This is a genomic window from Mycobacterium sp. 012931 (assembly GCF_000419295.1).
GTDB lineage: Bacteria > Actinomycetota > Actinomycetes > Mycobacteriales > Mycobacteriaceae > Mycobacterium > Mycobacterium marinum.
Window position 1 is genome coordinate 5579970 of record NZ_AOPX01000001.1, and the last position, 22407, is coordinate 5602376.

General features: G+C 67.8%; 19 protein-coding genes and 2 pseudogenes. 14 read left to right on the forward strand and 7 right to left on the reverse strand.

The features are described from left to right. The first annotated feature begins 95 nt into the window (after positions 1-95). The 7 genes and pseudogenes from MMSP_RS24460 to MMSP_RS24490 all read left to right on the forward strand — a co-directional run bounded on the left by MMSP_RS24460 (position 96) and on the right by MMSP_RS24490 (position 8540). A complete protein-coding gene (locus MMSP_RS24460; protein ID WP_036427526.1) occupies positions 96-599 on the forward strand; it encodes a cupin domain-containing protein in 504 nt (167 codons plus the stop codon). 46 nt (positions 600-645) lie between these two features. Continuing rightward, positions 646-1584 carry an SDR family NAD(P)-dependent oxidoreductase gene (locus MMSP_RS24465; protein ID WP_015354420.1) on the forward strand — a complete coding sequence of 313 codons (939 nt, stop codon included), beginning with the start codon at positions 646-648 and terminating at the stop codon, positions 1582-1584. An 18-nt stretch (positions 1585-1602) separates the two neighbouring features. Further along, a complete protein-coding gene (gene glp / locus MMSP_RS24470; RefSeq protein WP_020788757.1) occupies positions 1603-2808 on the forward strand; it encodes a gephyrin-like molybdotransferase Glp in 1206 nt (401 codons plus the stop codon). 313 nt (positions 2809-3121) lie between these two features. Then, positions 3122-4689: pseudogene (locus MMSP_RS24475) on the forward strand (PE family protein). An 85-nt stretch (positions 4690-4774) separates the two neighbouring features. Further along, positions 4775-5497, forward strand: a complete 723-nt coding sequence (locus tag MMSP_RS24480) for a phosphatidylserine decarboxylase (RefSeq protein WP_084472646.1) — start codon at positions 4775-4777, stop codon at positions 5495-5497. After that, a complete protein-coding gene (pssA, locus tag MMSP_RS24485) occupies positions 5494-6369 on the forward strand; it encodes a CDP-diacylglycerol--serine O-phosphatidyltransferase (RefSeq protein ID WP_020728031.1) in 876 nt (291 codons plus the stop codon). Before MMSP_RS24480 ends, pssA begins: the two co-directional genes overlap by 4 nt. Then, the gene (locus tag MMSP_RS24490; RefSeq protein WP_020788761.1) at positions 6366-8540 is read left to right on the forward strand and encodes an AAA family ATPase; all 2175 of its coding nucleotides are present in this window, start codon (positions 6366-6368) and stop codon (positions 8538-8540) included. The genes pssA and MMSP_RS24490 overlap by 4 nt, the downstream gene beginning before the upstream one ends. A gap of 6 nt (positions 8541-8546) precedes the next feature. Here the strand turns inward: MMSP_RS24490 and MMSP_RS24495 are convergent, their stop codons facing one another. Continuing rightward, positions 8547-9203, reverse strand: coding sequence for an LON peptidase substrate-binding domain-containing protein (locus tag MMSP_RS24495; protein ID WP_015354414.1), 657 nt, complete (start codon positions 9201-9203; stop codon positions 8547-8549). 137 nt (positions 9204-9340) lie between these two features. Further along, positions 9341-10648: a CynX/NimT family MFS transporter gene (locus MMSP_RS24500; RefSeq protein ID WP_036426945.1), complete on the reverse strand. Its 1308-nt coding sequence runs from the start codon at positions 10646-10648 to the stop codon at positions 9341-9343. 84 nt (positions 10649-10732) lie between these two features. Here MMSP_RS24500 and MMSP_RS24505 point away from each other — a divergent pair, with 84 nt between their 5' ends. After that, entirely contained in the window at positions 10733-11404 is a 672-nt protein-coding gene (locus MMSP_RS24505; RefSeq protein WP_174524089.1) for a FadR/GntR family transcriptional regulator, read from the forward strand. A 104-nt stretch (positions 11405-11508) separates the two neighbouring features. Here MMSP_RS24505 and MMSP_RS24510 read toward each other — a convergent pair whose 3' ends face one another. From MMSP_RS24510 to MMSP_RS24525, 4 genes are all read right to left on the reverse strand, one after another. Next, on the reverse strand, positions 11509-12684 hold the full coding sequence (locus tag MMSP_RS24510) for a glutamate--cysteine ligase (protein ID WP_086085300.1): 1176 nt from the start codon (positions 12682-12684) through the stop codon (positions 11509-11511). Next, a complete protein-coding gene (locus MMSP_RS24515; protein ID WP_020788764.1) occupies positions 12641-13357 on the reverse strand; it encodes a superoxide dismutase family protein in 717 nt (238 codons plus the stop codon). The genes MMSP_RS24510 and MMSP_RS24515 overlap by 44 nt, the downstream gene beginning before the upstream one ends. 72 nt (positions 13358-13429) lie before the next feature. Then, positions 13430-13912 (reverse strand): LytR C-terminal domain-containing protein, encoded by a 483-nt coding sequence (locus MMSP_RS24520; RefSeq protein WP_051153739.1) that lies wholly within the window; start codon positions 13910-13912, stop codon positions 13430-13432. 64 nt (positions 13913-13976) lie between these two features. Further along, positions 13977-14285, reverse strand: a complete 309-nt coding sequence (locus MMSP_RS24525; protein WP_012392693.1) for a DUF3263 domain-containing protein — start codon at positions 14283-14285, stop codon at positions 13977-13979. A gap of 249 nt (positions 14286-14534) precedes the next feature. Here MMSP_RS24525 and MMSP_RS24530 point away from each other — a divergent pair, with 249 nt between their 5' ends. The 5 genes and pseudogenes from MMSP_RS24530 to MMSP_RS30025 all read left to right on the forward strand — a co-directional run. Further along, positions 14535-15128: a peptide deformylase gene (locus tag MMSP_RS24530; RefSeq protein ID WP_036426947.1), complete on the forward strand. Its 594-nt coding sequence runs from the start codon at positions 14535-14537 to the stop codon at positions 15126-15128. Next, the gene (locus MMSP_RS24535; protein WP_012392691.1) at positions 15128-16024 is read left to right on the forward strand and encodes a hypothetical protein; all 897 of its coding nucleotides are present in this window, start codon (positions 15128-15130) and stop codon (positions 16022-16024) included. The genes MMSP_RS24530 and MMSP_RS24535 overlap by 1 nt, the downstream gene beginning before the upstream one ends. 17 nt (positions 16025-16041) lie before the next feature. Continuing rightward, a complete protein-coding gene (locus MMSP_RS24540) occupies positions 16042-16857 on the forward strand; it encodes an exodeoxyribonuclease III (protein ID WP_174524090.1) in 816 nt (271 codons plus the stop codon). 143 nt (positions 16858-17000) lie between these two features. Further along, positions 17001-17438 (forward strand): hypothetical protein, encoded by a 438-nt coding sequence (locus tag MMSP_RS24545; protein ID WP_036426948.1) that lies wholly within the window; start codon positions 17001-17003, stop codon positions 17436-17438. A 2182-nt stretch (positions 17439-19620) separates the two neighbouring features. Beyond that, positions 19621-21777, forward strand: a pseudogene (locus tag MMSP_RS30025) (cation-translocating P-type ATPase); the annotation flags it as partial. Here MMSP_RS30025 and MMSP_RS30030 read toward each other — a convergent pair. Next, the gene (locus MMSP_RS30030; RefSeq protein ID WP_261888009.1) at positions 21743-22057 is read right to left on the reverse strand and encodes an Rv1535 domain-containing protein; all 315 of its coding nucleotides are present in this window, start codon (positions 22055-22057) and stop codon (positions 21743-21745) included. The pseudogene MMSP_RS30025 and the gene MMSP_RS30030 sit on opposite strands and share 35 nt — an antisense overlap. A 63-nt stretch (positions 22058-22120) precedes the next feature. On the opposite strand from MMSP_RS30030, the gene MMSP_RS24555 reads away from it, so the two are divergent. Further along, a complete protein-coding gene (locus MMSP_RS24555) occupies positions 22121-22396 on the forward strand; it encodes a hypothetical protein (RefSeq protein WP_020731710.1) in 276 nt (91 codons plus the stop codon). The last annotated feature ends 11 nt before the right edge of the window (positions 22397-22407 follow it).

Here is a 22407-nt window from a genome sequence, read left to right on the forward strand (position 1 = left end):
CCCCCACCCGCCGACGATACGGCGCGCGCCGCGGCGGGCGGGCGCTCGGCCCGAACAACAGCCTGTCGCGTGAAGCGTTGGGCCACACTGGGGTGATGTCGCTCGCCATGCCTGCCTACCCGCCCTATCCGCCAGCGCGCTACACCGGCGAGAAGGGAGAGGTCAGTGCTCGGCTGAAACGTCGGGACGAACCTCCCAACCTGGAGTTGGGCGGCACCAAGTACCACTACCTGGCCACCCAGAAAACCACTGACGGCGATTTTGGGCTCTACCGCGTCGATATCGCACCGGCCGGAGGTGGGCCGGGTCCGCATTTCCACAAGACGATGTCGGAGTCCTTCTTCGTCCTGTCCGGGTCGATGCGCATGCACGACGGGCGAGACTGGGTCGACGCATCCGCCGGCGATTACCTCTATGTACCGCCCGGCGGAGTGCACGGCTTCCGCAACGAGTCCGACCAGCCGGCATCGATCCTGATCCTGTTCGCCCCCGGCGCCCCGCGCGAGGACTACTTCGAGGGGTTCCCGGGCCTGGCCGACATGACCGACGACCAACGCCGGGAGTTCTTCGTCGCGCACGACAACTTCTGGGTCCAATAGTTCTGGCGGCCGGGCCGCCCGGGCCGGAAGTGAGTATGTTCTGGCCATGAGCGCTAAGGGGAAAGCCAAGAGTCATTGGTCGGCCTCCGACATCCCGGATCAAAGCGGCCGGGTGGTGGTGGTCACCGGCGCCAATACCGGGCTCGGCTACCACACCGCCGAGGCGCTGGCCGGCCGCGGCGCCCACGTCGTGCTGGCGGTACGCAACCCCGAGAAGGGCAACGCCGCCGTGGCACAGATCGTTGCGGCCAAGCCCCAGGCCGACGTCACGTTGCAGGCCCTGGACCTGAGCTCACTGGACTCGGTGCGCAGCGCCGCCGATGCACTGCGTTCGGCCTACCCACGCATCGACCTGCTGATCAACAACGCCGGCGTGATGTGGACACCGAAGCAGGTGACCAAGGACGGCTTCGAGATGCAGTTCGGCACCAACCACCTGGGCCACTTTGCGCTGACCGGGTTGTTGCTCGATCACCTGCTGCCGGTACCCGGCTCGCGGGTGATCACGGTCAGCAGCCTGGGCCACCGCATTCGGGCCGCGATCCACTTCGACGATCTGCAGTGGGAACGCAGCTACAACCGAGTCGCGGCATATGGACAGTCCAAGCTGGCCAACCTGCTGTTCACCTACGAGCTGCAGCGCAGGCTCGCGGCGGACTCCCAGGCCGCGACGATCGCCGTCGCGGCCCACCCCGGCGGCTCCAATACCGAACTGGCCCGAAACCTGCCACGGATGTTGGTTCCGCTAGCCAACATTCTCGGCCCGGCGCTGTTCCAGAGCGCGCAGATGGGTGCTCTGCCGACGCTGCGCGCCGCCACCGATCCCTCGGCGGCCGGCGGCCAGTACTACGGTCCGGACGGTTTCGCCGAGCAGCGCGGCCACCCGAAAATCGTCCAGTCCAGCGCTCAATCTCACGACGAGGACCTGCAACGTCGGCTTTGGACGGTCTCCGAGGAGCTCACCGGGGTCAGCTTCCCCGTCTAGCGGGCCGATAATGGCCGCATGCGGTCGGTCGAGGAGCATCAGCGGGTCGTCACCAACATGGTCCGGGCCCGTCCCGTCGCCAAGGTCCCATTGCAGCAAGCGCAGGGCCTGGTGCTCGCCGACGACGTGGTCGCCTCACTGCCGCTACCGGTGTTCGACAACTCCGCGATGGACGGCTACGCGGTGCGGGCCGAGGACACCGTGGGCGCGAGTGCGCAGCACCCGGTGGTGTTGCCAGTGGCCGAGGACATTCCGGCGGGGCGCGTCGACCAACTGAGGCTGCACCCGGGGACGGCGCACCGGATCATGACCGGGGCGCCGGTACCCGCCGGCGCGACGGCGATCGTGCCGGTGGAAGCCACCGACGGGGGCCTCGAGACGGTACAGATCGGCCAGCCCGCTGTCGCGGGCAAGCACATCCGGCGCGCGGGTGAAGATGTCGCCGCCGGTACCACCGTCCTGCAAGCCGGCCAGCTGGTGACACCGGCAGCGCTGGGCTTGGCCGCCGCGCTGGGGCTGGCCGAGCTCAGCGTGATCCCCCGCCAGCGCGTGCTGGTGGTCTCCACCGGCACGGAGCTGGTACCGCCGGGCACGCCACTGCAACCCGGACAGATCTACGAGTCCAACGCGGTCATGCTGACTGCCGCGGCCCGCGACGCCGGTGCGGTCGTGGTAGCCACCGACACCGCTGGGGACGACGTCGCGCAGTTCGTCGCGATTCTCGACCGACACGCGGGTGCCGCGGACCTGATCATCACCAGCGGGGGCGTCAGTGCCGGAGCCTATGAGGTTGTCAAAGACGCCTTCGGCCGCGAAGGCGATCAGGGCGTCGAGTTCGTCAAGGTGGCGATGCAACCGGGAATGCCCCAGGGCGTCGGCCTGGTGGCCGGCACGCCGATCGTGACCCTGCCCGGCAACCCGGTCAGCGCGCTGGTGTCCTTTGAGGTGTTCATCCGTCCCGCGCTGCGCCTGACCATGGGTCTGCCGGATCCGCGGCGACCACAGCGGACCGCGGTGATGACCGAGACGGTCACCTCACCGCGCGGCAAGCGGCAGTTCCGGCGCGCGATCCTCGACATAGGCACCGGACAGGTCACCAGCTACGGGCCGCCGGCCTCGCACCACTTGCGCTGGCTGGCCTCGGCCAACGCCTTGCTGGAGATTCCGGAGGATGATGTGGAGGTGTCCGCCGGAACCCAGGTACAAGTCTGGGATTTGACCTAAACCGCGGCGACCGCGCCCGATATCGGTCCAACGCCCGACTGATCGCGCCCCGGATCCAGGCCGGGAGCCCGCGGATCGACTATCCCCAGAAAATGAGATACCGAACGCAAAAATGAGACGATATTGTCTCGACAATTACATTTATGGATCTGGCATAAACCCGCCTCTGTAAAAAGGCTTTACATTTAGCCTACTAAATATAACGTTTTGATAACTCTTGACAGATCTCCAGAGTGATCAAGAATGCGAAACAAATACGATCCGTTTGACTGCTGCTTAATCGCCAAAAGCCAGGGAAACGAACGGGATACGCATGTCTTATCTGATAGCGACACCAGATTTATTGAGCGCGGCGGCAACGGATTTGGCCGGTATTGGCAACACCATCGGCCAGGCCAGCTATGCGGCGGCCGCCCCGACGACCGCGGTGATATCCGCCGCCGCCGATGAGATATCAATGCAGATCGCGGCGCTTTTCGGCGCGCACGGCCAATCTTTCCAGGCAGTCAGCTCCCAAGCGGCACTATTTCATGATCAATTCGTGCAGGCCTTGACCACCGGCGCGAGCTCATACGCGAGCGCCGAGGCGGCGTCGCAAAATCTGCTCAACTTGGTGAACGCCCCCACCCAGGCGCTGCTGAATCGCCCGTTGATCGGCAACGGAGCCAACGGGGCCGCGGGAACCGGCGCGAGCGGTGGCGACGGCGGAATACTGATCGGCAATGGCGGGGCCGGCGGATCGGGCGCGACCGGCCTCACCGGCGGGGCCGGCGGCAACGGCGGCGCCGCCGGGCTCGACGGCGGGACCGGCGGCAACGGCGGCCTGGCCACCGCGGGTGGGGCCGGCGGCGACGGTGGGGCCGGCGGCAAGGCAGCACTGATCGGCAGCGGCGGCAACGGCGGCGCGGGCGGATCCGGCACCGTGGACCCCGGCGGTAACGGGGGCCGAGGCGGTGACGCCCAGCTATTCGGAACCGGCGGCAACGGCGGCAATCCCGGCTTGGGCGTCCCAGCTGGGACAGCGGGCGAAGCCGGCGCTCCCGGGCTGGCCACGTCAAACCAGGCTCTTCTCGACTTAATCAACGCGCCCACCCAGGCGCTGCTGGATCGCCCGCTGATCGGCAACGGCGCCAACGGCGCCGCGGGAAGCGGGGCCAACGGCGGCGACGGTGGGATCTTGTTCGGCAACGGTGGCGCCGGTGGTTCCGGCGCGGTCAACGGCCTGGGAACCGGCCAGGCCGGCGGCAACGGCGGGGCCGCGGGGCTGCTGTCGGGCGGCGCAGGGGTCGGTGGCACCGGCGGAATCGGGGCCGTTCTCGGTGGGGCCGGTGGCACGGGCGGCATGGCAGGTCTATTCACCGCCGGCGGTGCCGGCGGTGAGGGCGGAGGCGGCCAGAGCGGCGGGGCCGGCGGCGCTGGAGGCGTTGGACTGTTCGGGGCCGGCGGCAATGGCGGCACCGGCGGGTTCAGCCTGGTGACTGGCGGGGCCGGCGGAGCCGGCGGGGGCTCAGCGGGTCCGGCGGGGCAGGCGGAAACGGCGCAGGTGGCGGCACCGGCGGGACCGGCGGCGACGGCGGCAGGGCTCGCGGGCTCCTTGGCGACGGCGGGACCGGCGGCGACGGCGGCTTTGGCGGTATCACTTCCGGGGACGGCGGCAACGGCGGCACCGGCGCCCTGATCGGAGACGGCGGCAACGGCGGCGCGGGCGGGATCGGCCTCGGGGCTGCGCCGGGTGGTGACGGCGGCAAGGGCGGCGACGCCCAGTTGGTCGGCACGGGCGGCAATGGAGGCATTCTCGGTCTTGGTTTGCCACCGGGCACCGCCGGAACGGGAGGCACTGGCGGCACACTGATAGGCGAGAACGGGCACGACGGCGCATGACCTTGTTGACGGCGCCCCGGTGTGCTCAGGCACATCGGGGCGCCGTCCGTACACTGACCGCCACGGCGCTCCGTAAGATGGCCGCGTGGCACGACGTCCCCGCCGTTCCGACTCATCCTCCGCGGAACCGACTCTGAGCCCGCAGCATCTGCTGGCGTTGGTGCGATCCACCATCCCGCCGATACACCCGGCCGGGCGCCCCTTCATCGCTGCGGGCCTAGCCGTGGCCGGTGTCGGATACCGGCACCGCTGGGCGCGCCGGACGGGGCTGCTGGCCGCCGGCGCCTGCGCCGGCTTCTTCCGTCACCCGCCCCGGGTACCACCGAGCCGGGCCGGCGCCATCGTGGCACCCGCCGACGGCGTGATCTGCGTGATCGACACCGCGGCACCACCGGCCGAACTCAGTATGGGCGACGCGCCGCTCCCCAGGGTCAGCATCTTCTTGTCGGTATTCGACGCCCACGTGCAGCGGGCCCCGGTCAGCGGCGAGGTCGTCGCCGTCCAGCACCGGCCCGGCCGCTTCGGGTCGGCCGACCTGCCCGCGGCGAGCGACGACAACGAACGCAACAGCGTGCGCATCCGCACCGCCAACGGTGCTGAAGTGGTCGCGGTACAGGTTGCCGGGCTGGTAGCGCGCCGCATCGTGTGCGACGCACACGTCGGAGACAAATTGGCGATCGGCGACACTTACGGTCTGATCCGTTTCGGCTCTCGCCTGGATACCTACCTGCCACCGGGCACCGAGCCGGTGGTCATAGTTGGCCAGCGCACGATTGCCGGCGAGACCATATTGGCTGACCTGCCATGACGACCAAGCCTCGGAGCAGGCGCGCGGTAAACCTGCAGATCTTGCCCAGCGCAATGACGGTGCTGTCCATCTGCGCCGGGCTGACCTCGATCAAATTCGCCCTCGAACACCAGCCGGTGCCCGCGATGGCGCTGATCGCGGCGGCGGCCATTCTGGACGGACTCGACGGCCGGGTGGCCCGCATTCTGGACGCCCAGTCGCGCATGGGCGCAGAAATCGACTCCCTGGCCGATGCGGTGAATTTCGGCGTGACGCCCGCGCTGGTGCTCTATGTCACGATGCTGTCGAAGTGGCAGGTCGGTTGGGTTGTGGTGCTGCTCTACGCGGTGTGCGTCGTGCTTCGGCTGGCGCGCTTCAACGCGCTGCTGGATGACGGCACCCAGCCCGCGTACGCACACGAATTCTTCGTCGGAATGCCCGCACCGGCGGGCGCGGTTTCCATGATCGGCCTGCTGGCCTTGAAGATGCAGTTCGGTGAGGGCTGGTGGACCTCGGTGTGGTTCCTGGCTTTCTGGATCACCGGCACATCGATGCTGATGGTCAGCGGGATCCCCATGAAGAAGATGCATGCCGTGGCGGTGCCGCCCAATCTGGCCGCGGTGCTGCTGGCGGTGCTGGCCATCATGGCGGCCGCCGCGGTGCTGGCTCCCTACATCTTGATCTGGGTGATCATCATCGCCTACGTGTGTCACATTCCGTTCGCGGTGCGCAGCAAGCGCTGGCTGGCCGAGCATCCCGAGGTGTGGGGCGACAAACCCAAGCAACGACGCGCCGCGCGGCGCGCGATTCGCAGAGCGCAGCCGCATCGCCGGTCGGTGGCGCGCCGTTCGGTGGCGCGGCTGGGGCTGCGCAAGCCGGGCGGGCGGTTGTGACCAGCCCCTATGGGGCTCCACAGCTGACGCTGACCGCCCGGCTGAACACGTCGGCGGTGGACTCACGTCGCGGCGTGGTGCGGTTGCACCCGAGCGCCATTGCCGCCCTCGGGATCCGGGAGTGGGATGCGGTTTCGTTGACCGGGTCCCGAACGACCGCGGCGGTGGCCGGCATGGCTGATGACCAGGTCCCGGTCGGCACCATATTGCTGGACGACGTGACCCTGTCCAACGCCGGACTACGCGAAGGCACTGCGGTGCTGGTCAACTCGGTCACCGTCTACGGTGCACGGACCGTGACGCTGAGCGGCTCGTCGCTGGCCACCCAATCGCTTTCGCCGATCACCTTGCGCCAGGCGCTGCTGGGCAAGGTGATGACCGTCGGCGACGCGGTGTCGCTGTTGCCCCGCGACCTGGGCCCGGGCACCTCGACTTCGGCCGCCAGCCAGGCCTTGGCGTCGGCGGTCGGCATCAGCTGGACATCGGAGCTGTTGACCGTCACCGGCGTCGATCCCGATGCGCCGGTCAGTGTGCAGCCGAACACGTTGGTCACCTGGGGCACCGGGGTGCCCCACACCGCGCAGTCATCCCAGGCCGAGCGGGTCAGCGTGGCGACCCCGGAGATCCAGGTCGAGGAGCTCAAGGGTGCCCAGCCGCAGGCGGCCAAGCTCACCGAATGGCTCAAGCTCGCCCTCGATGAACCTCATCTACTGCAGTCTTTGGGTGCGGGCACCAATCTGGGCGTGCTGGTGTCCGGTCCGGCTGGCGTCGGCAAGGTGACGCTGGTGCGCGCGGTGTGTGCCGGACGCCGGCTGGTCGAACTCGACGGTCCCGAGGTTGGTGCGCTGGCCCCGGAGAATCGGCTCAAGGCCGTGGCCGCCGCCGTCGCGACGGTTCGCGACGGCGGCGGGGTGCTGTTGATCACCGACGTGGACGCGCTGCTGCCGGCCACCGCGGAACCGGTTGCCGCGCTGATCCTCGGCGAGCTGCGCACCGCGGTCGCCACCGATGGCGTGGTGCTGATCGCCACTACCGCCGCGCCCGACCAGCTCGACGCCCGGTTACGCGCGCCCGACCTGTGCGACCGGGAATTGGGGTTGCCGCTGCCCGACGCGGCCACCCGCAAGGCCCTGCTGGAAGCCCTGCTGCGGCACGTACCTACCGGCGACTTGGATATTGACGAAATAGCCAGCCGGACGCCGGGGTTCGTAGTTGCCGACCTGGCCGCGCTGCTGCGCGAGGCGGCGCTGCGGGCCGCTTCGCGAGCTAGTACCGATGGTCAGCCACCAGAGCTCAACCAGGAAGACCTGCTTGGCGCGCTGACCGTCATCCGCCCCCTGTCGCGCTCGGCGAGCTCGGAGGTCGCGGTGGGAAGCATCACCCTCGACGATGTCGGGGACATGGCCCAGGCCAAGCAGGCCCTGACCGAGGCGGTGCTGTGGCCCTTGCAGCATCCGGACACGTTCGCCCGGTTAGGGGTGGAGCCCCCGCGGGGGGTACTGCTCTACGGCCCTCCCGGGTGCGGCAAGACCTTCGTGGTCCGGGCATTGGCCAGCACCGGGCAGTTGAGCGTGCACGCGGTCAAGGGCTCCGAGCTGATGGACAAATGGGTTGGCTCCTCGGAAAAAGCCGTCCGTGAGCTTTTTCGTCGGGCCCGCGATTCGGCGCCGTCGTTGGTGTTTCTCGACGAGGTGGATGCCCTGGCGCCCCGACGCGGGCAAAGCTTCGATTCGGGTGTTGGGGATCGGGTGGTCGCCGCCCTGCTGACCGAGCTCGACGGCATCGAGCCGCTGCGTGACGTGGTGGTGCTGGGGGCGACCAACCGCCCCGATCTGATCGATCCGGCGCTGCTGCGCCCGGGCCGGCTGGAACGTCTGGTGTTCGTCGAGCCGCCCGATGCCGAGGCGCGCCTCGAGATCCTGCGCACCGCAGGCAAGTCCATCCCGCTCAGCGCCGACGTCGACCTGGATGAGGTGGCCGCGGGGCTCGACGGCTACAGCGCCGCCGACTGCGTGGCATTGCTGCGCGAGGCGGCGCTGACCGCGATGCGCCGTTCCATCGACGCGGCCGACGTCACCGCCGCGGACCTCGCCGCCGCGCGCCAGGCCGTCCGCCCGTCATTGGATCCGCTGCAGGTGGATGCGTTGCGCGCGTTCGGCGAAGAGCTCTGAGCCGGACTAGTCGGACAGCTGGAAATCGACCATCGCCTCGACCGAGTCCACCGCCTCGGCAAGTGCGGCCAGCCGATCAGCGGCCGACCGCGCCGACAACACCGCGTAGCCGTCGGCCGGGCCCATCGGAACCCGAGACGCCAACTCGTACAACAACGTTCCCGCGTCAGCGGCGATGTCGTCGGACTGGTAGTCGAACACCACATCGCGACCCGGCAACTCGATGCCACGGGCGGTGGCGATCCGTTCGAACAACGCCATCACCCGGTCTTCGGTGTCGCGAAACTGGGCCGCACTCACCGCTGCGCCCGGCTCATCTGGCCAGATCTGTACCGTCGCGCGCGGATAGGGGTCGTCCGGGAGCCAGTCACATACCCGAATCCGTTCCCCAGTGCGGCACAACAACTGATAACGACCCGCGCCCTCGTCGACGTATTCGGTGATCCTGGCCAGCGTCCCGACGTCGTATCGTGACTCACCGCCACCCACCTCGCGCCCACCGGCGATCAGGACCACACCGAACGGATCACCAGTATCGAGGCAGTGTCGCACCAGCGCGCTGTAGCGAGGCTCAAAGATGCGCAATGGCAGATCCTGGCCGGGCAGCATCGCCGCCTCCAGCGGAAACATCGGTGCTTCGAAGGGCTTCGGAACGGCCACCATGCCCCCTCAATCCGGGTCTGCCACACCTGCCAGACAACAGTCGCGGCCACGCCACGATCGCAGGGTTGTGCAGAAAGGCAGCGTATCGCGCAAGGCGGGGTGATCACCAAGCCCCGGCTCACCGGCCGGTCGCAAGGTCAAGCGCAGCTCGTCGAACACTCCTGCAGACGTTCTCCCTCGACAACGTCCTCGACAGCGTCCGATCCCGACTTCCGGGAAGGGGTCAACGTGTCTTCCAGATAGCGGGGCTTGCAGGCGTGATACCCACCGGCCAGCAGTGCAATCAGCGGGACCAGGAGAAATCCGAACGACAGTTCCCACCGTCCGGTGGCGTTGTAGAGGATTCCGAAGATCAGTGGTCCTGGGCTGGCCAACAGATAGCCCATGCCCTGGGTGAAACCGGACAGCGCCGCGGAGCCGCTTTCGGTGCGCGACCGCAGATTGATGAGGGTGATCGCGGCCGGGAAGGTGCTTGGGCCGAGTCCGAGAAATATCGCCCAGACGATGGGCGCGGTCAGCGGAGCCCACAGCAATCCCGCGAAACCGACGAGAAAGCACAACGCAGAAGCGGCGACAATGGGGAACGGGTTGGCAGCCCTAGCGCACAGCCTGGGCGTGACCAGCGTTGCAAGGAACCCGACGCCGGAGAAAGTCGCAACCATGGCGCCTCCGAGCGCTTCGCTGCCTCCGGCAGATGTCACGATCACGGGAAGCCAGGCAAACATCGCATAGGTGATCAGCGACGTCATGCTGAACATGAAGGTCAGGCCCCAGGAGATCGGCGAGCGCCAGATCGGCCCGATCTTTTTTCCCGTCCGGGCAGCGTGATCGGTGCCATTGGTGCGGCGGCGGACGAGGACGAGTATCCACGGTAGAACTGCGACCGCGGGAATGAGCGCCCAGATTGCGAGCGAGGCCCGCCATCCATAGGACTCGGCCAGTGGCACCGCGGCCACGGCCGGCATGATGGTGCCCAGCTGTAGGCAGGCGAGGTAGATCGCGCTCATCAAGGCGACGCGATCGTTGAAGTACTTCTTGACCAGCGGCGGGACCACAATGTTTGCGATGCCCATGCCGACGAGGGCAAGCGTGGTGAACGCCATCAGCTCGGACGTGTCGGACGCCATCGAGCGGCCGGCAGTCCCCGCCGCTGTGGCCAAGACACTGAGCAGCGCCAGACGTTCCGGGCCGAACCGGCGGTTCAGGGGCGCGGCGAACCCGGCCAAGGCGAACATGGCGGTGGGGAGCATCCCGAAGACGCCGATGACGGTACCGCCGAAGCCCATCGTGTCTGCGACCCTCGCCAGCAGGGGCGCCATCGAGGTGACGGCGGACCGTATGGTGAAGGCGGACAGTGCGATCGCCAGCAAGACCGTCACCCTGCTGGCAAACAACGACCGGCTGGCGGTTGGGTCGTGGATCACCGGTGCCGCCACAGCAGTCATCGGAATTCCCCCAATCCAGTGTTGGACAACGGTAGGCATCATGGGATGAATGGATGTATTGGGCAAACTGCCTATGCTGGTGGCATGCAGACAGTGCGCCGCCGGACACTCATCGCCCAGGTAAGCGATCAGCTGCGCGATGAGATCACGTCAGGGCGCTGGAAAGTCGGTGATCGCATTCCCACCGAACCCGAACTCTGCGAGATGACCGGAACCGCCCGCAACACGGTGCGCGAAGCCGTGCAGGCCCTGGTGCACGTGGGAATACTCGAGCGACGACAAGGGTCGGGCACCTACGTCATTGCCGACGTAGAACAAGGCAGCGCCCTCGCCGAATATTTCGCGGCCGCCCGCGAACGTGATCTCTGGGAACTGCGCGAGGCGGTAGAGGTCACCGCCGCCGTCCTGTCCGCGCGCCGGCGTGATGCCGCCGACATCGAGGACCTTCGGGCCCTGCTCGCCCGGCGCAACGAACTGTGGAGCCGAGAGCCGGCGAACGACAAAGAACGCACCGAGATGACTTCGGCCGACACGGCGTTGCACCGCGCCATCGTCGCGGCCAGCCACAACGAGATATATCTACAGTTCTATGACCTGCTGTTGCCAACCATCCATCGGGCGGTGGAAGCGGGCCCGGTGGGGACATGCACCTCATACGAGCGCGAACACACCGAGCTGGTCGAGGCCATCATCGCCGGTGACCCACAGCGCGCAGAGGCGGCGGCACAGGTGTTCATCGCGCGACTGCGCGCCTAAATCCGGCGGCAGCCCGGATCCGGTCGTGTGCGCCCACCGCATCGCGGGGGCGAGCGTGGCGGTCGAACTAGCGCGCGAATCCATCCGACGGCGTGTCCGGCAGGTCAGATATCCAGCTCGGCGATCAGTGCGTCTACCACCGCCCGCAAGTCTCCGTCGTGTTCCTCGGCCACCCGCCGCTGGCGCTGGTAAGAGGCGCCGACTCGCGGGATCTCTGCGACCGCGGCCAGCTCGTCCGCGCAACTCAACGACCGCGCAACCGGTTCCAACCGCGTCAGCACATCGTCGAGGTCGTCGGTAACCAGCCGTTCGTTGCTTTCGGCGTCCAAGATGATCACCGCGTCCAGGCCGTAGCGCGCGGCGCGCCACTTGTTCTCCTGGACGTGCCAGGGCGGCATCGTCGGCAGCGTCTCACCGGCATCAAGCCGGCGATCCAGGTCCACCACGAGACAATGCATCAAGGCCACCAGTGCACCGAGCTCGCGCAGATTGGAAACACCGTCACAGATCCGCAGCTCGATGGTGCCCAGGTGCGGCGAAGGCCTTATATCCCAACGTATTTCGTTGATGTGATCGATGATGCCGGTTTTCTTCTGGTCATACACGAAGCCTTCGAACTCCGACCAGGTCTGGAACTGGAACGGCAGCCCGGCGGTAGGCAACTGCTGAAACATCATCGCCCGGTTGCTGGCGTAACCGGTGTCTTCGCCACCCCACCAGGGCGAGGAGGCGGACAGCGCCAACAGGTGGGGGTAGTAGTTGAGCAGCGCAGAGATGATCGGCATCACCTTGTTCGCCGAGGAGACGCCGACGTGGACATGGACGCCCCAGATCAGCATCTGGCGGCCCCACCACTGGGTGCGCTTGATCAGCTCGGCGTAACGCGGTGCGTCGGTGAGCTTCTGGGTGGACCATTGCGCGAACGGATGGGTGCCCGCACAGAACAGCTCCATGCCACGGGCATGCACGATCCGGCGGGCCGGGCCCAGGGTGGTGCGCAGATCCTCGATCGCCTCGCCGGCAGAGCCGCACACACCGCTGACCACCTCGACGGTGTTGCGCAGCAGCTCCTTGTGCACCCGGGGGTTTTCACCGATCTCGGCGATGACCGCCGTGGCTTCATTGCTCAGATCCCGGGTCTCGGCGTCGACCAGGGCGAACTCCCACTCCACTCCTACGGTCGGCCGCTGCGAACGCGCGAAATCTATCCGGTTTGCGGTCCGACCCGCCGACGAGCTAGCCGGAGCCGATGACACCGCACGCCACCCGCTTACCGGCATCACCGGTGGCGAGCGTGGTCTGATCGGGACCCGCGGTCCCGTTCGTCTGGTTATAGCGATCCGCCGGAATGTTCGCGAAGTTGTCGGCGCCGGCGTGAATGATGATCGCGGTTTTCTGCCCGCTCGTCAGGTCATCCATGGTGAATGCATCGGTCGTGGTCACCAGCGTCCCGCTGCCGTCACTACGCACCTGCAGCGACGTCAGGTCACCACTGGACTGCCCGGGCACGGGGCGCCCGGACACCTGCAAGTGTCCTCCCGCAGACAGAAAGTCACCCACCGGGCCGCCGGTCGGACCGGCCGAATTGGCCTCGCACTTGCCCACCTTGTGGATGTGCACTCCATGAAAGCCAGGGGCCAGGTAGCCGGTGCCGGTAGTCACGATGGTGACGGTGGCGAATCCGTCCGCGAAATCGAACTTGGCCGTGGCAACCTCGGTGCCATCCGGTGCCCGCAGCTGAGTCGCCAGACCCTCCGATTCGGACGCCCCCTCGCGATGCTCGTTGGTGCCGGCCGGCGCGGGTGAAGCGGTCCACACCGAGGGTGTGGTGCCCGGAACCGTCGACGCATGTTGAGGCGACGAACACCCGCTCAACAACGCGACACAAGCGGTCGCGGACAGAGCGGACATGGTGACAGCTGCGACATTGCGATGACCGGCTGGCTTAGGCATAGCGAGAGCCTAACCTGGCGACCCTCGAGTCATCGAGCGGGCCGAAACGACCCGGGCTGGTGTCGCGCCGGCTCACTCCGTGACCAGGACAATGACGCCGGGGGGCTGGTCGGAAATTTCGGCTATCCGCCGTTCGACGGGCACGCCCAGCTTCTCACCCACCGCTTCGGCGGTGGTCTGTTCGCCTTCGGCATCGCCGAAATAGACGGTGGTGACCGGCACGTCCGATACCGAAAGATTGGTGACCTCAGTCACATTGAAGCCGGCCTCTTTGAGTTGGTCGGCGGTGCGCCCAGCGACACCCTCGAGACCAGAGATGTTGTAGACCCGCACCTCCGCCTGGGGGGCAGCGGGTTTGGCACTCGTCGAGGTCGGCGACTTCGTGGCGCTGGGCGACGTCGGCATCGTGGTTAGCGACGATGAGTCATCCACCGCCTTCCCGGACGAGTCCAGGGCCTGCCAACCCAGCAGCAAGAAGATGACGCCCAGGAACAGCAGCACCATCACCATGGCCCGCAGAGGAAGCCCCGAAGAGTCGGGTACGCGCTCGTTCATCGAGCCCACTGTAGCCAGGAGAGGCCCAGAACTTGAAAAAGCACGGACAAAACCGGGACCAGTGTCAGGTCACCTCGAAGCCGAGCCGCCGGGCGGCCCGCGCCTTCTGACGGCTGGCCCGCAGCCGGCGCAACCGCTTCACCAGCATCGGATCCGCCGCCAGCGCCTCCGGCCGATCAACCAGCGCATTGAGCACCTGGTAGTAGCGCGTCGCCGACATCGAGAACAACTCCTTGATGGCGTCTTCCTTGACACCCGCGAACTTCCACCACTGGCGTTCGAACGCCAGGATGTCATGTTCCCGACGGGTCAAACCGTCGGCAATTTCAGAGTCGTCCCCCGCTCGATTTGCCCGCGCCATAGCGCCGTCCATATCGCTTCCCCTGGACCCTTCCGGCGAATGCTTATTTGCTTTATTTGCTCGAATGACTTGACCTACAAAGGGGCATGTTCCGACGTATTCAACCACGCCGGGAACTGTTGCCCCGTAACCGCGACCCGCGAGTCGGCAGATTGGGCGGATTGCCTCCGACCCGGCGTCGCGCCCAACCACCCGACTCCTCCGCCGCCGAGCGGCGGGCGTCGTCACCGGGCCCAGTCGCCCCGCATAAGCTAGCCGACCATGGCAGTGGTTCCTATTCGGATCGTGGGCGATCCAGTCCTGCACACTCCGACTTCTCCCGTCCCGGTCGGAGCCGACGGTTCGCTACCTGCCGATCTGCCCGAGTTGATCGCCACCATGTACGAGACCATGGATGCCGCGCACGGCGTCGGCTTGGCCGCCAACCAGATCGGATACGGCCTGCGGTTGTTTGTCTATGACTGTGCCGACGATCGCGGAAAGGCCGCGCACCGCCGGGGCGTGGTCATCAACCCGGTGCTCGAGACGTCCGAGATCCCCGAGAACATGCCCGACCCGGACAACGACGACGAAGGGTGCCTGTCGGTTCCCGGCGAGTCGTTTGCTACCGGCCGCGCCACCTGGGCCCGCGTTACCGGGCTCGATGCCGAGGGGAACCCCGTCGAGCTCGAAGGCTCCGGCCTGTTCGCGCGCATGCTGCAGCACGAAACCGGGCACCTCGACGGCTATCTATACCTGGACTGCCTCATCGGCCGGCATGCCCGCAGCGCAAAGCGTGCGGTCAAGTCACACGGCTGGGGGGTTCCCGGCCTGTCGTGGTTGCCGGGCGAGGGGCCCGATCCGTTCGGTCACTGATGACGGCGCCGTGGCCGGACCTCGGAACGCGAGTCACGATTCGCTACCGCCGACCGGCCGGGTCCGTCCCGCCGCTGACCGATGCGGTGGGACATCTGCTCGCGATTGCCCCGACGGTGCGCGTGCAAACGAAGACCGGAGCGATCGCCGAGTTCGCGCCGGCCGACGTGGTGGCACTGCGGGTGCTCACCGATGCGCCCATCCGCACCGCCGAGATCAGGGCCCTCGAACATGCGGCGGCCGCGGCGTGGCCCGGCACCGACCGGAGCTGGCTGGACGGCTGGCTGCTACGCGCCTGCCACGGAGCCCCGCTATGCGCTAATTCGGCGGTCCCGCTGGACATTTCGGCCCGCCCCGACTCGATACCCGCGATCCTCGACTGGTACACGCAGCGCGGCCGCACGCCGCGGCTGGCCATTCCCGACCGGCTCATGCCGGATCCGGCCGGCCTGACCGGTGAGCACACCGAACGTGTCCTGGTCGGCGAGGTCGCGACCCGCCAAGCCGACCCGTCGATCACGGTGTCGCCCCGGCCCGACGATGTGTGGCGAGGCCACTGCGACCGCGAGATCGCCGAGCATGCCCTCACCGCGGTCATCGACGGCGAGCTTGCATTCGGTTCCGGCCCGCAAGCGGTGGTCGCACGCGCGGCGGTAACCGACGCGCCGGACGGCACCCGCTGGGTTGGGGTGTCGGCCGCCTGCACCATCGATGACCAGTCCCCGACCGGTCCGGCCGCCCTGCTCTACACGGCGTTGCTGGCCTGGGGCGCCGGCCGAGGTGCGACCCGTGGCTACACCTGCGTGCCCGGCACCGCCACGCCCGGCTGGGCCGAGTCGCTGGGGTTGCGGCCGCACCATCGTCGTCGCTATCTGCGGACACCCGCTAGCCTCTAGCCATGCCCGATGGCACCCTGCGGCTTGCCACCTGGAACGTGAACTCCATTCGCACCCGCCTACCCCGCGTCCTGGACTGGCTGGAGCGCGCCGACGTCGATGTCCTGGCCATTCAAGAGACCAAGTGTTCGGACACCCAGTTTCCGGCGCTGCCGCTGTTCGAACTCGGCTACGAGGTCGCCCACGTTGGTTTCAATCAATGGAACGGCGTGGCCATCGCTTCGCGCGTCGGCATCGACGACGTCCAGATCGGCTTCGATGGCCAGCCCGCCTGGAGCGGCAAGCCAGAGGTCGCCGCGGCCGCCGAAGCTCGCGCGGTGGGCGCAACCTGTGGCGGCGTTCGGGTGTGGAGCCTGTACGTGCCGAACGGCCGCGCGCTGGAGGATCCGCACTACACATACAAGTTGGATTGGCTTGCTGCGCTGCGGGATACGGCCCAATGTTGGCTGAAAAACGATCCCGGCGCGCCGATAGCGCTGGCCGGCGACTTCAACATCGCCCCCACCGATGAGGACGTCTGGAGCACCGAGTTCTTCACCGGGGCCACCCACGTCTCCGAGCCAGAACGCAAGGCGTTCAACGCCATTGTCGATGCACAGTTCACCGATCTGGTACGGCCTTTCACCCCGGGGCCGGGTGTCTACACCTACTGGGACTACACGCAGCTGCGGTTCCCCAAAAAGGAGGGAATGCGCATCGATTTCATCCTGGGCTCGCCGGCATTGGCCGGCCGCGTGGTCGACGCGCAGATCGTTCGGGACGAGCGCAAAGGCAAAGCCCCCAGCGACCACGCACCGGTTTTCGTCGACCTGCGCCCCGGCCCAGCCGCCTAGCCACTGGACACTCCCTAACAATGTTCGTTGTCTGCGCGTTTGTAACGTGGCAGGCTTCTAATAGATGCATGCTGAAGACAGCGCTGTCGATGTTGTGCAGCATGGGACGCAGCGATAGATCGGTGAGAAGTCAGGGAGCAATTATGGGAGTCGTCGGCGGAGCAGTCCGCAACGTTGGTCAAACGGTGAATCGGGCCGCGACGGCGGCCGCGGGTGCGGTGGGCGGCGCGGCGGTCAACGGCGTCGTCGGTAGCGTCAAGGGAGCCGCCGAAGGCATCCAGCGCGGGCTCAGCACCGGCAGCAAGTCGACACCGGCCGCCGCCTTGGCCATGGGCGCGCTGGGAGTCGCGGGCATCGTGGAATGGCCGATCCTGCTCGCCGTCGGCGGCAGCGCGCTGCTGTTGCGCCGGATGAGTCAGCGGCCCGAGGCCTCCGCACCAGCGGCAAAGGCGAAACTCGCGCCGGTACCCGACCAGGAGGAGCCGGCCAAGGCCGCCCCGCAAAAGGCGCCGGCCAAGACCGCGGCCAAGAAGTCAACCGGCCGTCGAGCGGGCGCCGCCGAACTGCGCAGCACCAATTGATGGCGGCGCTGAGCACCCATTGAGCATTGCTACATCCATAAAAGGGGCTCTGCCGCTGCGCGCGCTCGCCACGGGCATCCAGGCAACCAGCGCGATGGCCACCGCGTCGGTGATGACCACCGCAGCCGTCGCCGCAACCCTGGGCAGGACGACCGGTTCGGTAACCAAGGCGTGTTTGGAGTTCGGTGCCGCGCCGCTACGCGAGGGCGCCAAGGCGCTCTCCGGTGAGCTGTCCCCCGAGACACTCACCCGGCACTGCTGGCGCGGTGCGGGCCGCGCCTGGATCGAGGTTCGCGGCCTCAATGACACACCCGACGGTGAACTCGCACGCATGGTGCGCGAGGCCATGCGCACCCACCCGGGCATCGCGTCGGTTCGGATCAACTACCCGCTGTCGCGGGTTGTCGTGGACATCGATGCGGCTACCTCGTTGCCGCAGCTATGCCGCCTAGTCGAAGACACCGAAAAGCGTTATCGCGCAACGCAAGACACTTACCGGCCAACGCCCGCTATCAGCCTGCCGGGCGACAGCGTGGTACTGGTGAACCGGGCCGTGACCGTCGCCACCAACGCCGCCGGGCTCGGGCTGGCACTCACCGGCCGGGCGCTGCGCTGGCCGCGGGTGCCGATCACCTTGCTGGCCGGCGTGGTGGCGGTCGACTACCAGCCCCGGCTGCGCAGCCTGCTCGAGGACCGCATCGGCGGGCCGGCGACGGACACGGTCATGACATTGGCCGTAGCCGCGGCAGAAACGCTCACCCAGGCACCGGCATCGTTGTCGGTGGGGCTGGCGATGCAAACCCTCAAAGCCGCCGAAGCCCGGGCGGGGGCACTGGCCTGGCAGCACCACGAACCGGAGTTGGCCCAGTACGCGGAGCAACCGGCGACCAGCGCGCCCTACACCGCGCCCCGGCCGGCACCGGCGCGTGCCGCCGAACGAAATGCCGATCGCTTTGCGCACATTCAGACGATCAGCGCGGCGCTGGTCGGGCTGGCCACCCGCAACATGGACATGGCGGCGACCGCCGCGCTGGTGGCGACCCCGAAGGCCAGCCGAACCACCCCGGAGGCGTTTGCCGCTGCGCTTGGTCAGGGTCTGGCACAGCGGCACGGGGTCTTGCCCATGCGGCCGGATTGCCTGCGCCGCCTCGACGAGGTCGACGCGGTCGTCATCGACCCGCGAGTGCTGTGCACCAACAAGCTACGGGTCGCCCGGATTCGCGGCGCGGATGAGGACCAACTGTCGGCGGCGTGGAACCGGGCCCAGTTGCTGCTGGAGCGCGACGATCTGAGCCCGGGGTGGCATGCGGTCCCGGAAAATCCGGATAGCACCGGGGTTTTCGAAGCCGAAGCACTCTTTTTGCCCGCGCATGATCCGCTCGCCTCGGCCGTGGTCGCCGAGGCGCATCGCACCGGAGCGGATCTGGTGTCGGTCGATGACGACTCGCTGGGCGAGCTGCGGCCGGCATTCGACGACATCCGGCCGCTGCGACACGGATCCATCGATGACGCCCTGACCGACGCGGTGGTCGCACTCAGGCAGGCGGGGCGCACCGTTGCGCTGTTGTCGTCGCAGAGCCGCGCCATTTCGTTGGCCGACGTGGCACTTGGTGTACTGCCGCGGACCGCCGACGCCGTCCCACCCTGGTACGCCGATGTGCTGCTGCCCGATCTTGGTGCCGCATGGCGGATCATGCATGCGATTCCTGCCGCCAAGGCGGCACGCCGGCGGGGTATCGAAATATCCGGTGGCGCATCGGCTTTGGGTGCCCTACTGATGGTGCCGGGCGTTCGCGGACTCGGCCCGGGACCGGTGACCACCGGCGCGGGCGCCGGACTGCTGTCGGGGTATCTGCTGGCGCGAAAGGTTGTCGGCGCGCGCCCGCCTCGACCCGCCGCGTTCCACGAATGGCATGCCATGTCCGTTGAGCAGGTCCAGAAACTGTTGCCGCCAACCGACACCTCGCCTCAACCGGGCGCACCCCATTCGACGTTGGCGACCCGCGCCCTCAGCAGCGGCGCGCACGCGGCAAAGCGTGGCGCACAACTCGGCGCCGAGCCCATGCAGGCGATCGGACAGTTCCTCGGCGCGGTCCGCGCAGAACTTTCCGACCCACTGACACCGATGCTGGCTCTGGGCGCAACGGCGAGCGCGGTATTGGGCTCACCCGTTGACGCGGTGATGGTCGGGTCGGTGCTGACCGGTAACTCGATACTGGCCGCAACGCAGCGACTCCGCGCCGAGAGCCGGCTCAACCGCCTACTGGCGCTGCAAATTCCGCCCGCGCGAAAGGTGGTCACCGGCCAGGACGGACAGCCTGGCTACGTCGACGTCGTCGCCGAACAACTGCGGCCCGGCGACGTTATCGAGGTCCGGACCCACGAGGTGGTTCCCGCCGACGCCCGGGTGATCGACGAGACCGATGTCGAAGTCGACGAGTCCGCGCTCACCGGCGAATCGCTGTCGGTGACCAAACAGGTCGAGCCCACACCCGGAGCCGATCTGGCGGACCGTAGCTGCATGCTCTATGCCGGCACCACCGTGGTAGCCGGGACCGCAGTTGCGGTGGTGACCGCGGTCGGGGCGGACACCCAGGAGCGGCGGGCCGCCGACCTGGTGTCCGGCGACCTGTCCAACGTCGGTCTGCAACACCAGCTCAGCCAGCTCACCAACCGGGCCTGGCCGGTCAGCATGACCGGCGGCGCCGTGGTCACCGGACTCGGTCTGCTGCGTCGCCAAGGCCTGCGCCAAGCGGTGGCCAGCGGCATTGCCGTCACCGTGGCCGCGGTGCCCGAAGGCATGCCGCTGGTGGCGACTTTGGCGCAACAAGCCTCGGCGCGCCGGCTCACCCACTTCGGCGCCCTGGTCCGCATCCCGCGATCGGTGGAGGCCCTCGGTCGCGTCGACATGGTTTGCTTCGACAAGACCGGAACGCTCAGCGAGAACCGGCTGCGCGTGGCGCAAGTACATCCCGGCCCCGGCTTTTCGGATCACGATGTACTGCGCTGCGCGGTCCATGCCGCGCCGGCCGCCAACGGTGGACCGCAGGTACACGCCACCGATGTCGCGATCGTGGCAGCGGCACCACCGGAATTGGCCGCCGAACTCGACCGGTCCGACGCTCACCTGCCATTCCGCTCCGGCAGGTCGTTTTCCGCCTCGGTGTCAGACACCGAACTGGGCATCAAAGGCGCCCCGGAGGTGGTGTTGGCCGCCTGCGGAGCCAACGGCCCGAGCATTGACCGCCAGGTCGCTGAACTGGCCGCCGACGGGCTGCGGGTGATCGCGGTGGCGCGGCGCGAGCTGAGCCCACAGCAGGCCCGGACCGTTGTCGACGACCCGGACGCCATCGCTAACTTCTGCCACGACGGCTTGGCCCTGGTGGGCTTTCTAGGGCTGTCCGACACGCCGCGCCCCACGGCAGCGGGTCTGCTCGCCGAGTTGAGCGGACACGGGCTGGACGTGCGGCTGATCACCGGTGATCACCCCATCACCGCCGCGGCCATCGCCGAAGAGCTGGGCCTGCGGGTGAGCGCCAAACAGATCATCAGCGGCGCGCAGTGGGATGCCCTGTCGCGCAAGGACCAGGAGCGTGCGGTCGCCGAGCGCGTGATCTTTGCCCGGATGACACCCGAGAACAAGGTGCAGATCGTGCAGACGCTAGAGCGTGTCGGGCGGGTCTGCGCGATGGTCGGCGACGGCTCCAACGACGCCGCCGCGATCAGGGCGGCCACCGTGGGCATCGGTGTCGTCGCGCATGGCAGTGACCCCGCCAGCGTGGCCGCCGACATGGTGTTGCTCGACGGTCGCATCGAATCACTGCTCCCGTCGATCCTGGAAGGGCGTGAACTGTGGCAGCGGGTGCAGGCGGCCGTTTCAGTGTTGTTGGGCGGCAACGCCGGTGAAGTGGCATTCGCCATCATCGGCAGCGCCATCACGGGAACCTCGCCGTTGAACACCCGGCAACTGCTGCTGGTGAACATGCTCACCGATGCGCTACCCGCCGCGGCGCTGGCGGTCAGCAAGCCGCGCGGCCAGACCGACCCCAACGCGCGCGGACCGGATCAGCAGGCGCTGTGGCGAGCGGTCGGCGTTCGCGGCACCACCACCGCTGCGGCGGCCACCGCCGCCTGGATTATGGCCGGGGTGACCGGATTGCCGCGTCGGGCATCCACGGTGGGATTGGTCGCCCTGGTGAGCGCGCAGCTGGGCCAAACCCTGCTGGACTCACACGACTGGCTGGTGGTCCTCACCGCGCTGGGCTCACTGGCCGCGATGGGTACCCTGATCAGTATTCCTATCGTCAGCGAACTGCTCGGTTGTACCCCGCTCGACCCGGTCGGGTGGGCGCAGGCCCTGGGAGCCGCCGCTGCTGCGACCGCCGCGATGGCCGTTGTGGACCGTGTTCTGGATGGTCGTGCTCAGCAGCCGGATCCTCCAGCCCCTCCTGCACCCAACACGAGCACGTCACCGACACCCGAACCCGCGACGGCTCCCGCTGGACGATCTCCACGAGCCCGACGCGCCACGACAGCGCATAAATCTCCCGCAACGGCACAGTCAGCACCGCAGCAAACGACGAAACTAGCGGATCGGCCAGGGCGTCGGTCCTCGACATACTTCAGACGGTGACCGCACGACCCTGCTCGGCGGCAAACCCTTCGTTACTGGAAGGCAAATGATGGTGGAAAAGCAGGCGCGCAGAGCGGTTTCACAGCGCGATGCGGTGAAGAAAATCAGGGAAGGCGAGACTTTCGTGGTGAATCTGCCATTCGTCGGCCAGGTTGAGGTCCCCCGGCCTGAGCAGCTGGCCTACTACGGCGGTCTGGCCGCACTGGCCGCACTCGAACTCATCGAATGGCCGGTAGCGGTGGTCATCGCCGCCGGTCACGTCATGGCGAGCAATCACCACAACCGGCTCCTCGAGGAGCTCGGCGAGGCGATGGAGGAGGCCTAGCTAGTTCACGG